Origin of the sequence: Acinetobacter sp. YH16031 (assembly GCF_013417335.1) — a bacterium.
GTDB lineage: Bacteria > Pseudomonadota > Gammaproteobacteria > Pseudomonadales > Moraxellaceae > Acinetobacter.
The window spans coordinates 66,387-78,935 of the sequence record NZ_VPED01000008.1 but is presented as its reverse complement, the minus strand read 5'-3'; the positions used below and the strand labels follow the sequence as shown (position 1 = coordinate 78,935).

General features: G+C 42.3%; 11 protein-coding genes. 6 read left to right on the top strand and 5 right to left on the bottom strand.

Annotation, left to right across the window (positions count from 1 at the left end; translation table 11 throughout):
* Positions 1 to 76: 76 nt before the first annotated feature.
* Positions 77 to 757: an NADH-quinone oxidoreductase subunit B family protein gene (locus FTV31_RS05850; RefSeq protein WP_004785090.1), complete on the bottom strand. Its 681-nt coding sequence runs from the start codon at positions 755 to 757 to the stop codon at positions 77 to 79.
* A gap of 6 nt (positions 758 to 763) precedes the next feature.
* Complete coding sequence (ndhC, locus tag FTV31_RS05845; RefSeq protein ID WP_004785092.1) at positions 764 to 1,309, bottom strand: NADH-quinone oxidoreductase subunit A; 546 nt, start codon at positions 1,307 to 1,309, stop codon at positions 764 to 766.
* A gap of 574 nt (positions 1,310 to 1,883) precedes the next feature.
* Here ndhC and FTV31_RS05840 point away from each other — a divergent pair.
* Positions 1,884 to 2,240 (top strand): hypothetical protein, encoded by a 357-nt coding sequence (locus FTV31_RS05840; RefSeq protein ID WP_004785094.1) that lies wholly within the window; start codon positions 1,884 to 1,886, stop codon positions 2,238 to 2,240.
* Between the two features lie 60 nt (positions 2,241 to 2,300).
* Here FTV31_RS05840 and bfmS read toward each other — a convergent pair whose 3' ends face one another.
* Complete coding sequence (bfmS, locus tag FTV31_RS05835) at positions 2,301 to 3,977, bottom strand: sensor histidine kinase BfmS (protein WP_180013587.1); 1,677 nt, start codon at positions 3,975 to 3,977, stop codon at positions 2,301 to 2,303.
* Positions 3,978 to 4,018: 41 nt separating this feature from the next.
* Entirely contained in the window at positions 4,019 to 4,735 is a 717-nt protein-coding gene (gene bfmR / locus FTV31_RS05830; protein ID WP_004785097.1) for a response regulator transcription factor BfmR, read from the bottom strand.
* A gap of 569 nt (positions 4,736 to 5,304) precedes the next feature.
* Between bfmR and FTV31_RS05825 the strand changes: the two genes are divergently transcribed.
* The 3 genes from FTV31_RS05825 (at position 5,305) to FTV31_RS05820 (ending at position 10,165) form a co-directional block, all read left to right on the top strand.
* The gene (locus FTV31_RS05825; protein ID WP_159124296.1) at positions 5,305 to 8,139 is read left to right on the top strand and encodes a ribonucleoside-diphosphate reductase subunit alpha; all 2,835 of its coding nucleotides are present in this window, start codon (positions 5,305 to 5,307) and stop codon (positions 8,137 to 8,139) included.
* 472 nt (positions 8,140 to 8,611) lie between these two features.
* Positions 8,612 to 8,743, top strand: a complete 132-nt coding sequence (locus FTV31_RS17275) for a hypothetical protein (protein ID WP_005237071.1) — start codon at positions 8,612 to 8,614, stop codon at positions 8,741 to 8,743.
* 138 nt (positions 8,744 to 8,881) lie between these two features.
* A complete protein-coding gene (locus FTV31_RS05820; protein ID WP_180013586.1) occupies positions 8,882 to 10,165 on the top strand; it encodes a ribonucleotide-diphosphate reductase subunit beta in 1,284 nt (427 codons plus the stop codon).
* 81 nt (positions 10,166 to 10,246) lie between these two features.
* Here the strand turns inward: FTV31_RS05820 and FTV31_RS05815 are convergent, their stop codons facing one another.
* A complete protein-coding gene (locus FTV31_RS05815) occupies positions 10,247 to 10,837 on the bottom strand; it encodes a DUF4142 domain-containing protein (RefSeq protein ID WP_180013630.1) in 591 nt (196 codons plus the stop codon).
* Positions 10,838 to 11,362: 525 nt separating this feature from the next.
* Here FTV31_RS05815 and FTV31_RS05810 point away from each other — a divergent pair.
* Both FTV31_RS05810 and FTV31_RS05805 read left to right on the top strand, forming a co-directional pair.
* A complete protein-coding gene (locus FTV31_RS05810; protein ID WP_180013584.1) occupies positions 11,363 to 11,971 on the top strand; it encodes a DUF805 domain-containing protein in 609 nt (202 codons plus the stop codon).
* A gap of 82 nt (positions 11,972 to 12,053) precedes the next feature.
* Complete coding sequence (locus tag FTV31_RS05805) at positions 12,054 to 12,509, top strand: hypothetical protein (protein ID WP_034706330.1); 456 nt, start codon at positions 12,054 to 12,056, stop codon at positions 12,507 to 12,509.
* Positions 12,510 to 12,549 lie beyond the last annotated feature (40 nt).

The following is a 12,549-nucleotide window of genomic DNA, read 5'->3' as shown; positions in this document are numbered from 1 at the left end:
ATTTAATACAAATTCAGTCAACCTAAACGACAACTACACCCATAGCGGGTGCACAACAAAAAACCGGTCGTTTAAATTATTTAATTTCATCCATAGAGCGTAAGTTCTTCACAGCCACACGCTGGTCTTTCTTACGGTCACGTTCCGGCATCATCTTTGGCTTATACACTGGCTTAAGATCATCACCGATTACCGCAGACAGCGGACGACGCTCTAATTGAATTTGGTCTTGTAACAGCATTAATGCCTGGATTAATGCTTCAGGACGTGGTGGGCAGCCCGGAACGTACACATCTACCGGAATAATCTTATCCACACCTTGTACGACTGAATAGATATCGTACATACCACCTGAGTTCGCACACGCACCCATTGAAATAACCCATTTCGGTTCAAGCATCTGTTCATACAGACGTTGAATTACCGGAGCCATTTTCACGAAGCATGTACCTGCTACGATCATCAAGTCTGCCTGACGCGGTGAAGCACGGATAACTTCGGCACCGAAACGTGACAAGTCATGTACACCGGTCAAAGTCGTTGCATATTCAACGTAGCAGCAAGATGTACCAAAGTTAAATGGCCAAACTGAGTTCTTACGACCCCAGTTCACTGCTGTGTGCATTACATCCTCTAGGCGAGTCATGAACACATTTTTATTCACTTCTTCTTCTAGAAGCGGATCTTCTACAACGATACGCTCTTGAAGTGGATATTCATCAGCATTCGGATTCGCACGGGTTAATGTATATTTCATCCCGAGTTACTCCTTATCAGAGGGTTGAACTTGTGATTTTTTCACAAGACCAGATGATTGAGCTGGGATTTGACCAGTTGGATCCATAACCAATTCTTCAACAGAGTTGAAGCGCGTAATTTCTGCAAGATCCATATTTGGCGAACCAATTTTAGCTTTGTATCCTGCTGCTTTACGTCTGTCTGAAGGTGCCCAGTTCAGTGCGCCTGTCGATAATTCGTAAACCAAACCAACAAGTAAAACCAAAATAAAGATAGCTGCAGTTGCAAAACCAATCCAACCTACTTCACGAACAGAAGATGCCCATGCATACAGGTAAAGTGCTTCGAGGTCGAAGACTACAAAGAAAATTGCAACTAAATAGAATTTCGCAGACAAGCGGATACGAGCTCCACCTGCGCTGACTACGCCTGACTCAAACTGCTCCTGCTTGGCACGGCCCCATGATTTACCCCCGAGGAGTAATGGGACAGTGAGCATAAAGACGCATAAAAATGTAACGCCGATCACGAAGGCAATAATTGCCCATTCGTATGGAGTAATGGCACTCATGCGGGGATAACTCCTGGCAGGCCGATTTATTAACAAAGAATGTATGTATTGGCCTTCAAATACACCAAACACAAAATTAATCCCGCCAATTGTACCTGATTTTGGATTTCACTTGCTAGTTTATAAGCCTTAGTCTTTTGGATGATTTTTTAGACATTCCTAATTTTATTCTGGCTTTAAGCTCATAGAATCTCAACCGATCGTTTTTTTAAATTAAAGTTTAAATTTCCATTATTTTTTTCTAAACCCAGATAGACTTTTAAAGCTATGCTTAATTAAGCCTCACTCCTTTTACAGTGGCTGGCTACCCACCCAATGAAACGAAACTTATAAAGAATCAATTAAAAACATTTCACCTTTGCATCATGCCTCGAAAAAATCAGTGTGTTTTTAAAAGATGTTTAACATGAATGTTGTCATTCAATTAGAAGCCCCCTTTTCTACCCGCTCTCGGTAAGCCTTAAAAGAGCAATTGTGTATTTTTGCAACACGTCCAACAGTTTGATTCAGATTATGATATTTCTATTTTTAAACACACTATGACATTTATAAAGTAACAATAAGGAGTCCATGCATGTCTCTACGATTTACCCATAAACCTGATTATTTTTTCTTTGCTCAATTATTGATGCGACATGTAGAAAGCTATATCCAAAAACATCAGGATGCCAGCAATGCAATCTTTGACTTAGGGGATATTCATAAACTTTTCCAGACAGACTATGCCTCTTCCAGCATTAACCTGGACGGTATTATGAATATTGCCGATGAGTACAAGCTTGAAACCTTATCTGGTGACCAGAAGCTAATCCAAAGCTATCAGGTAGATGTTAAAAATAACAAGCTACTGATCAACTTCAATTCTGATGCCTTAAACAGCCTGAAAGAAGGCAAGCCACTGATTGAACCGGATGCTACCATCCATGAATAATCCCCTTTAAATAGCCATAAAAAAACGATACTTATGTATCGTTTTTTCTCACCCAAACTCTTATTCTGACTGATCTGAAACTTCAGCTTTTTCCAGTTTTTCAATTGATTTTTGCTTGATTTTTTTACCGTAACGGCTGGCTGGCCAAATCATGATAAAGCGTGCACCACCCAGTGTCGGACTTTGATCGACCTGAATCTCTCCACCAAACCAGTAAGCAATCCGGCTGACAATAGACAAGCCCAAACCATAACCCCCTGAAGCACGGGTACGACTATCATCCAGTCGGGCAAAAGCTTCAAAGATACGGGCGCGGTCAGCTTCCGGAATCCCCGGACCATCATCTTCTACACAGATATACGCCATGCCCTTAGCATCTAGTCCGCCGCTGATCAGGATTTTCTGCTCACAGTAGCGTACTGCATTACCTACCAAGTTTTGAACCACACGATGCAGGTAACGTCGTTCAGCTTCTACGGTTACAGGTACTGGCATTGGCAGCACTTCGACTTCTTTTCCAGTTTTTAGAGCATCTGTTTCGACTGCGACCTGCTCCAACACTTCAAACAGATCAATATCTTCAAATTCAATTGAAGGCATACCCTGTTCCAGTTTGGCATAGGTCATGATTTCATCAATCAAAGTATTTAAGGCCTCAATATCCTTATCGATCTGCTCAACCTGCTGCAAGCGATAATCATAGTCATCTTCATCTGCCATCATTTCTACAGCAAAACGGATACGAGCCACGGGTGTACGCAGTTCATGCGATACGGCACGCATCAATTCACGCTGAGCTTCAATCAGACGCTGAATATGATCCGACATATTGTTATAGCTGGAAGCCAGCGTCGCCATCTCATCACTGCCCTCTACCGGAAGACGCAATGACATGTTCCCGGTTTTCATCTTGTTCAGGGCATAGCTCACTTCACGCAGTTTACGCTGCATTGGCACCAGCAGACCATAAATCCCCAGACTCAAGACAAACAGACTGAGCAAGGTAATCCCGGCAGCTAACTGGAATGGCATCCAGTTAAATAATGGCACTGGCCCCATCACCAGCACTTCAGACGTCGAGCTAGGAATAGGAGAAATGATCGAAATTGTAGTACCGCGAATTGAGGCACTATCACGATATAGGATAATGCTGTGATCTAAACGCAAACGTCCGATCTGCTCGGAATCTAATGGCAGGCTTTGGACATTTTCGATCGAGATTGGATAAGAGAAATAATCCTGAATTCGCTTCAGGTATTCTTTTTCCTGACCTGGGTAGTACACCAGATAATCCAGAATAAAGACCGGTAAAGCCTTCATCTGACGTTCAGTAATATTATCCGCCTTAATATAAAGATAATGACTTGGATCATCGCGTAGCCCAATGACAATATAAGCTACCCCGGTCTTGGCATCCCAACGCACGACTGCCTTACGGTCAGCCAGACGTCGACCTTCCGCCCGGGTAATATCCACTTTACTGGCTTCGACATAGTAGATCGGCAATTCCAACAGATCAGACGCATCTGAAACCCAATCCATCTTTTGCTGCAGATTAGGCTGTCTCGCAACCCCCTCACTGATGATATATGCCATACCATCAGTCAGGGATTCACGATACTCCTGCGCACGCTGGTAGTTGATGATCTGTACCAGTAGATAGCTGAATACTGCCACCAGGACCACAAGCATGACCAGGCCTGCGTATATCCGCAAAAATATACTGTGTTTAAACACCTATTAATTATCCTGTTTATTCAGGCGGCTAAAGGCACCGATTAGATACCGTTAGTTTCTTTGACGAATAGATAACCTTTACTACGTACTGTTTTAATACGTTTTGGATTTTCAGGATCGTCACCAATTTTTGGACGAATGCGCGAGATACGCACATCAATTGAACGGTCTTGGCCGTCATATTCGATGCCGCGTAAACGCTCAAAGATATCTTCACGTGACAGGATGCGACCCGCATTTGAAGCCAGCAGCCACAACAGGTCATATTCTGCACTGGTAAAGTCAACCAGCTCACCATTTAAGGTCACTGAACGACCACCATTGTCGATCACCAGGTCATCAAATTCGATGCGCTGAGCCACTTCATCCTCAGGCACCTTGTCGGTACGACGCAATAAAGCACGAATACGAGCCAGCAGGACACGCGGCTGAACCGGTTTAGCGACATAGTCGTCTGCACCCATTTCCAGACCTAAGACCTGATCCATATCTTCAGTACGTGCAGTCAGCATTAAAATCGGTTGATGATAATGTGGACGAACTTCACGACAGATGGTCAAACCATCAGCACCTGGCAACATGACATCTAGAACCACCATGTCTGGTTGCTCGGCAATAATACGACGAATAGCACGGTTGCCATCCGGCTCTACCCCAACCTCAAGACCATTACGGATGAGGTATTCTTGTGTTAAACGAGCAAGACGCTCATCATCTTCAACAATTAGAATTTTAGGTAACTTTTCTTCTTGGCTCATGTGTTGCCCCTTTATTTGATGGACGTATGCTACGGACGTATCCTTTTGAAATCCAATAGATACGTTTTTAATATGCTTGCAATATACACACGTTTACATTGTAAACAAGATAGCGTTCACCAAACCAATACATCAAAGTAGCATTTTGTAATATTTTATCGTGCACATTTCACTCGAATGTGCATTTAACTACCGTTTGTCGGCTTATTTGCATCGATCAAAGCTAAATCTGAACAAAATGTGACTAGTTGATTCAGGCCTTTTTAGTTATCCACAATGTTATCTATAAGCACTTTTTGCCAGCTTTGATATGCTATGCCTTGCCGGATAAGGCTTATGCAAGAATCAATAAAAATTGGGATCTTTTTGCAAAAGATTAAGATAAAACTTCAGAAAAATATTTAGCAAAATGTCAATATTGATCTACCCTAAATTTTCCCGTATCTTGTGTTCAATTAATTTTATAACCACTAGGTCTTGTGTTTATTCCTCGAACACTGTGGCACGATTTTTGCCCAGTTCAAACGGTCCATAAACATAAAAATAGATGACAATGGAGCTATGCTAACATGAGCGTAATCACGTCCACTCCGGGTCAACTTCAGGTGATTAAACGCACCGGTGATGTTGCCGCTTTTGATGCAGAAAAAATTTCTGTTGCAATTGGAAAAGCATTTTTGGCAGTAGAAGGTCAGCAAAGTGCAGATTCGAGCCGTATACACGACCGTATCGAACAATTAACAGAAATGGTTCTGAATACATTCAAACGCCGTTTACCATCGGGTGGTACGATCCATATCGAAGAAATTCAGGATCAGGTTGAACTTGCGCTGATGCGTACTGGCGAACAGAAAGTTGCACGTGCCTATGTCATCTACCGTGAACAACGTTCTGAAGCGCGCAAACAGTTAGGTGCCAACCATCACCCTACACTGCAAGTGACTGATGCAGAAGGCAAGTTAAAGCCGCTCGACTTAAGCGAATTGACTGCGACTGTAACTCGCGCTGCTGAAGGCCTTGAAGGGATCGACGTACAGGCGATTGTCGATGAGACCGTAAAAAACCTTTATAACGGCGTAAAAGAGTCTGACATCTCTACCACAATGATGATGGCGACTCGTACCCGTATTGAGCAAGAACCTAACTATACTTATGTGACTGCACGTCTGTTGCGTGATGACCTGGTGGCTACCGGTTTAGAGTTCTTGGGTCTATCCACTGATACTAATGAAGGTGATGCACTTGAAACTTTCCTGAAAAAAGGGATTGAGTTAGAACTTCTTTCACCTGAATTGTTAAACTTTGACCTGGCTAAACTGGCTGCAGCGATTCAACCGGAACGTTCAAACCAGTTCACCTACCTAGGTCTGCAAACATTATTTGACCGTTACTTCATCCACTCAGATGGCGTGCGTTTCGAATTGCCGCAATTATTCTTCATGCGTGTGTCTATGGGTCTTGCCCTGAACGAAGACAACCGCGAAGATCGTGCAATCGAGTTCTATAACTTATTGTCTAGCTTCGACTACATGGCGTCTACACCTACCCTGTTCAACTCAGGTACGTTACGTCCACAGTTGTCTAGCTGCTATTTAACTACGATTGATGATGACCTGTTTGACATCTATGGCGCGATGCGTGATAACGCAATGCTGTCTAAATGGGCAGGCGGTTTAGGTAATGACTGGACTCCAGTTCGTGCCCTGAACTCTTACATTAAAGGTACAAACGGTAAGTCTCAAGGTGTAGTGCCATTCCTTAAAGTTGCCAACGATACTGCTGTTGCAGTAAACCAAGGTGGTAAACGTAAAGGTGCAGTCTGTGCATATCTGGAAACCTGGCACCTGGACATCGAAGAATTCCTTGAGCTTCGTAAGAACACTGGTGATGACCGTCGCCGTACCCACGACATGAACACTGCGAACTGGGTTCCTGACCTGTTCATGCAACGTGTATTCGAAGATGCTGAATGGACACTGTTCACCCCTTCTGAAACGCCTGATCTTCACGATTTGACTGGTGCAGAATTCGCTGAGCGTTATGCTTACTACGAAAGCATTGCCAAAGAAACAAATATGTTGCACAAGAAAATCCGTGCAAAAGATTTGTGGCGCAAAATGCTGTCTATGCTGTTCGAAACAGGTCACCCTTGGATCACATTTAAAGACGTATGTAACCTGCGTTCACCACAACAACACGTGGGTGTAGTTCACTCTTCTAACCTGTGTACAGAAATTACCCTGAACACTAGCAAAGAAGAAATCGCAGTATGTAACTTAGGTTCGATCAACCTGGTACAACACGTCCAAGGCGGCAAGCTGGATCGTGAAAAACTGGCGCGTACAGTAAAAACTGCGGTTCGTATGCTCGATAACGTCATCGACATCAACTACTACGCGGTTCCTCAAGCACGTAACTCAAACCTGAAACACCGTCCAGTCGGTATGGGTATCATGGGCTTCCAAGATGCACTATATGAAATGGGTATGGCTTACGGTTCTGATGCTGCGGTTGAGTTTGCTGATGAATCAATGGAAGTGATTTCTTACTACGCAATTTCAACTTCAAGTGACCTTGCTGTTGAACGTGGTACTTATGAAACATTCAAAGGTTCACTGTGGGACCAAGGCATTCTGCCAATCGACTCACTTGACTTGGTTGCGAAAACTCGTCCAGAACGCATGTTTGAAGTGGATCGCACTCAACGTCTGGACTGGGACACTTTACGTGCCAAAGTTCAAAAAGACGGTATGCGTAACTCGAACGTGATGGCGATTGCTCCGACTGCAACTATTTCGAACATTTGTGGCGTGTCTCAGTCAATCGAGCCTACATTCCAGAACCTGTATGTGAAATCTAACCTGTCTGGTGAATTCACAGTGATCAACCCGTACCTAGTACGTGCGTTGAAAGAACGTGGTCTTTGGGATGCGGTGATGGTCAATGACCTGAAACATTTCGAAGGTTCTGTTCAGAAGATTTCTCGTATTCCTGAAGAATTAAAAGCGATCTTTGCGACTGCGTTTGAAGTTGAGCCACGCTGGATTGTTGATGCTGCTTCTCGTCGTCAAAAATGGATCGACCAAGCACAATCTCTGAACCTGTACATCGCTGGTGCAAACGGTAAGAAACTGGACATCACTTACAAGATGGCTTGGTTACGCGGTCTGAAAACCACTTATTATCTACGTGCCTTAGGTGCAACTTCTGCCGAGAAATCAACCATTAACACGGGCGCATTGAATGCAGTTAAACCTGCAACTGTTGCTGCTCCTGTAGTTGCAGCGCCAGTGGTTGAAGAGAAAAAACCTGAAGCACCTGTAGAGGAAGAAGGTTTCACTCAAGCAGCGCCAGTGCCACAAGCATGTTCAATTGACAATCCTGATTGTGAGGCTTGTCAGTAAGTTAGCCGGATTAGGAATCAACCGAGATTTATCTCTTATATTGCGAATTAGCAATGGTTGATTCTTATGAGCGGTTAGCATAAGAACTCACTTTTGCTAATTCGTTATGATTGATTCCGTAAAGGAATAGAACATGTCGAAAAAGCTTAAAGAATTTAAAAAGAAAGTTCGCATTGTACGCAAGGAAATTCAGATTTTTTGCTTCACGTGCTTATTACCTTGCTCAGTTGCAATATTGGTTTCGATAAACCAAGCAAATGAACAAAATATAGAAAATCTTAAGTCAACTACTCAGGTAGTTACTTAATACAAAATCTCCCTAAATCCCCCTTTTACAAAGGGGGACTTCCAAAAATCCAAATAGGTTGATGGAAGCCCCTCCTGAGCTAATTTTCAAGCACTGCTTTGAAAATAAAGCGCAAGAAGGAGGGGTTTGGGGAGGATTTAATATTTAACAATAAAGGAAACCTCAATGCCCCATATGACTCACAATTACATGTTAGGACTTGTAGCATTGATCCTTTCCTTTGCCGTTACCTTCTACGCACCGATTGCTTATTTCTGGTTTAAAGTTCGCCAGCAACAGCGTAAACAAAATAAGTAGTGGGGATTTATCTCTGAACAAATTCAGAGCATTCATCGACAAAACTTAATTTTGTTTACACAAATTGAGCGTATAGTAAGACATCTCAGCACTGCTGGATGTCTAATAAAAGATATAAAGCAACTAGAGAGAATTGATATGTCTATCCTAAGTTGGGACGATTTCGAAGATGATTCGCAAAAACCGGCTGCACCTGAACAGCAGCCTACGCCCGTCGAGCCGAAAAAAACGGCTAATCCGCAGGTGGTATCTGATGCAAGCAACACATCGTCGAATGTGGCAGCTGCACAACCCGCTGCAACCCCTCGAAGCGCAGGATCAAATTCAACCGATTCACTGGCAAGAGCATCTGCTTCCCTAGACCAGCTGGACGTTGCACCTGGTCTTGAAGAACTTGAGATGGGTGCACAGCGTGTACAGGTTGATGATAAACGTATGATCAACTGCCGTGCTGACTTGAACCAGTTAGTGCCATTCAAATACGAATGGGCTTGGCAGAAATATCTGGATGGTTGTGCCAACCACTGGATGCCTCAAGAAATCAACATGAACCACGACATCGCGTTATGGAAGTCTGAAAATGGCTTGACTGAAGATGAACGTACCATCGTGATGCGTTCACTTGGTTTCTTCTCTACTGCGGATTCACTAGTAGCAAACAATCTGGTATTGGCGATCTACCGTCACATCACCAACCCTGAATGCCGTCAGTACATCCTGCGTCAGTCATTTGAAGAAGCGATTCATACGCATGCTTACCAGTACTGTATCGAGTCTTTAGGTATGGACGAAGGTGAAGTCTTCAACATGTACCGCGAAGTCCCATCAGTTGCACGTAAAGCGGCTTGGGGCTTGAAATATACACAATCTCTAAGTGATCCTACTTTCAAAACCGGTACACCAGAAAACGACCAGATCTTGCTTCGCAACCTGATCGCATTCTACTGTGTACTTGAAGGTATCTTCTTCTACTGCGGTTTCACCCAAATTCTGTCTATGGGTCGTCGTAACAAGATGAATGGTGTTGCTGAGCAATTCCAGTACATCCTGCGTGATGAATCTATGCACCTGAACTTCGGTATCGACATGATCAACCAGATCAAGATCGAGAACCCGCATCTGTGGACTGCTGAATTCCAGCAAGAAGTGATTCAGATGATCCTTGAAGGCACCATGCTTGAAATCGAATATGCACGTGACACGATGCCACGCGGTGTATTGGGCATGAATGCCGGCATGATGGAAGAATACCTGAAATTTATCTGTAACCGTCGCTTGAGCCAGTTAGGCTTGCCTGAACAGTTTACTGGTGTGAACAACCCATTCCAGTGGATGTCAGAAATGATGGATCTACGTAAAGAGAAGAACTTCTTCGAAACTCGCGTAACAGATTATCAAACTGGTGGCGCGTTAAGCTGGTAAGAAATATCACATAATATATAAAGTATTATGATCAAAAAAACCGCCTAAAATGGCGGTTTTTTTATTGGATGAATGCTTAATCTATTTCATCTTTTCAACGATTTGTTCAGCTTTTTTCAGATGTGTCGCTACTGCGGTACGGGTTTGCGTCAACATGCTTTTTAATTCCGCATTTTTCGCATTTGGAATCAATTGTGTATCCAAAGTGTTCAAGGCTTTACGATGTACTTCAACCTGACTCATCATATAGTCTTTATCGGCTGCAGATGGCTTGCTCAGGTCAGTAACAATCTTGTCACTATCGCTTTGCAATGCCGTACTGAGATTGCTTGCTTGAGGAGTTAATTTTAAACGGTCTGCCAGAGCCTGGCCTTTTTTCTCATTCGCTGTATGTTCGCTAATCATCATTTGCGCGTACTTACGTGCGTCATCTGTTTTAAGTTTTGGCAAAGCTGTTTTTGCCTGTTTGATTTCACCGTTATTGACCGTACTTACAACCTTAATCACTTGACTCTCGGTTAAATTCATTCGGCTGTCATTTGATGCTTTAGAATTTGCTTGAGCAGCAGTTGAAGATTGCTGATTCATTGCCATTGTTTGACCAGCAGCGAATAGCAATACACCACTCATCGCAACACAGTTAATCATTTTCTTCATTGGAATAGCTTTCATCATGGCACCCTTTAATGTTTTATTAATTAAAATTGCCTTTATAAAATAGGTGAATTCACTTAAAAACAGTGTAATGTTTAAGTTGTTTTATGAGATCAATATATAAGCATTTATTAACTTAAGCAAAGTCTGTTGGGGATTAGTTTCTTATTCAAACTCTACGTAAAAATTCGCAATATATTCATATTGAATAAAATACCAAAATTAATTAAGTTATTGATTTAAATTATTTTTATAAATCTTGGTATATTCTTAGCTTTATTAAATTTACTTCAGTTTTTATTCCCTTGAATCATTCCTTATTATTCAACAAATTAAGAAAATCTAAATTTAACTAAATTATTCGTTATCGGCTAAATCAACTTCTTATTAATCAGAATTTCTAGCTTTAGAGAGTGAAAACTTATTGCCTAAATATTTTTATAAGAGCTTGATCTCAAACTAAATTTACTATGCTACTATCGGTCATATATGAATAATATTTATACAAATCCATAATAGCCAGAAGATAAATAGAGAGGGCTTATGAAAGGTTCCATCCTGGATTTTTCTATTCAAGATAATACGGGTTTTATCACAGGGGATGATAACAACCGCTACAGTTTTAGCGGTGCAGACTGGCGTGGACAACGCCCTCCTTCACGCGGTGACCGGGTTGATTTTATTGTTAACTCAACTGGTCAGGCAGCAGATATTTATCTGGCTTTGGGAAACTCGATTCATCTGGGAGAAAGCATTAGCAATCAGATTAATAAATATTCCAATCTGGATCAGGCTGAAGAGAATTACAGCAGTATCGACTGGTTCGTAAAATGTCTAACCAATTATGCAAACTTTTCAGGTCGTGCACGCCGTAAAGAATTTTGGTTCTTTATGCTGTTTTGTGTAATTTTAGGCATTATTAGTGAAGTCATTGATGCAGTTTTAGGCACCAAACCTTTGGTGAATGGCCTGCTAAATTTAGCGCTTCTGCTCCCAAGTCTGGCTGTAGGAACACGTCGCTTGCATGACATTGGGCGCTCTGGATGGTGGCAATTGCTTGTACTGACAGGGATAGGAGCCATTTTACTCATCATCTGGTGGGCAAATGATACCAAAAAAGAAAATAATGAATATGGTGCTCCTGCCAAGTAATGGAACATTACATATCCCGTCTTGATACGGGATATGTTTATAGATTATTTAATTTAATATCAAAGCAATACGTAGGCAATTCATGCTGCAAGATCAGTTATCCAAACTTCCCAATGCAATATGGGTGCAAATTTATAAAGATAAAATGCAACTGATGGACAATGAGGGCACGATTGTGCAAACAATGGTCCCTCCCGTTCCCTATGCGCATGAACGCAGCATCATTGCCGACTTTAATGCTGCCTCAGACACCCTAAAACAGCTGGTATCTACTTCAATTGTTCAAAAACTTTGGGGCTCTACAACGCTGCTGCAAGTTATGGATATGCCTGAAGAGGGTCTGACAGCTCTTGAACAGCGTGCCCTGCTAGAATTAGGTTATGAAAATAGTGCACAAAAGGTGATTCTGTATGATCCCGCAGGACAGGAAATTACGAAAGCGAGCTTAAGCACCACGTATCCTAAAACCAATCTAAAAATCTTTCTGGTTATCTTAATTGTCGTCATTGCTGCTTCTATCTGGTTTTTAACACTTTAGTTGCCCATGTAAAATTAAAAAATCCCGCATCAAGCGGGAT

What these genes read in the sequence shown, in the direction of transcription:
- FTV31_RS05850 (WP_004785090.1), bottom strand. Translation starts at nt 757, where the DNA reads ATGAAATATACATTAACCCGTGCGAATCCGAATGCTGATGAATATCCA.
- ndhC (WP_004785092.1), bottom strand. Translation starts at nt 1,309, where the DNA reads ATGAGTGCCATTACTCCATACGAATGGGCAATTATTGCCTTCGTGATC.
- FTV31_RS05840 (WP_004785094.1), top strand. Translation starts at nt 1,884, where the DNA reads ATGTCTCTACGATTTACCCATAAACCTGATTATTTTTTCTTTGCTCAA.
- bfmR (WP_004785097.1), bottom strand. Translation starts at nt 4,735, where the DNA reads ATGAGCCAAGAAGAAAAGTTACCTAAAATTCTAATTGTTGAAGATGAT.
- FTV31_RS05825 (WP_159124296.1), top strand. Translation starts at nt 5,305, where the DNA reads ATGAGCGTAATCACGTCCACTCCGGGTCAACTTCAGGTGATTAAACGC.
- FTV31_RS17275 (WP_005237071.1), top strand. Translation starts at nt 8,612, where the DNA reads ATGCCCCATATGACTCACAATTACATGTTAGGACTTGTAGCATTGATC.
- FTV31_RS05820 (WP_180013586.1), top strand. Translation starts at nt 8,882, where the DNA reads ATGTCTATCCTAAGTTGGGACGATTTCGAAGATGATTCGCAAAAACCG.
- FTV31_RS05815 (WP_180013630.1), bottom strand. Translation starts at nt 10,837, where the DNA reads ATGAAAGCTATTCCAATGAAGAAAATGATTAACTGTGTTGCGATGAGT.
- FTV31_RS05810 (WP_180013584.1), top strand. Translation starts at nt 11,363, where the DNA reads ATGAAAGGTTCCATCCTGGATTTTTCTATTCAAGATAATACGGGTTTT.
- FTV31_RS05805 (WP_034706330.1), top strand. Translation starts at nt 12,054, where the DNA reads ATGCTGCAAGATCAGTTATCCAAACTTCCCAATGCAATATGGGTGCAA.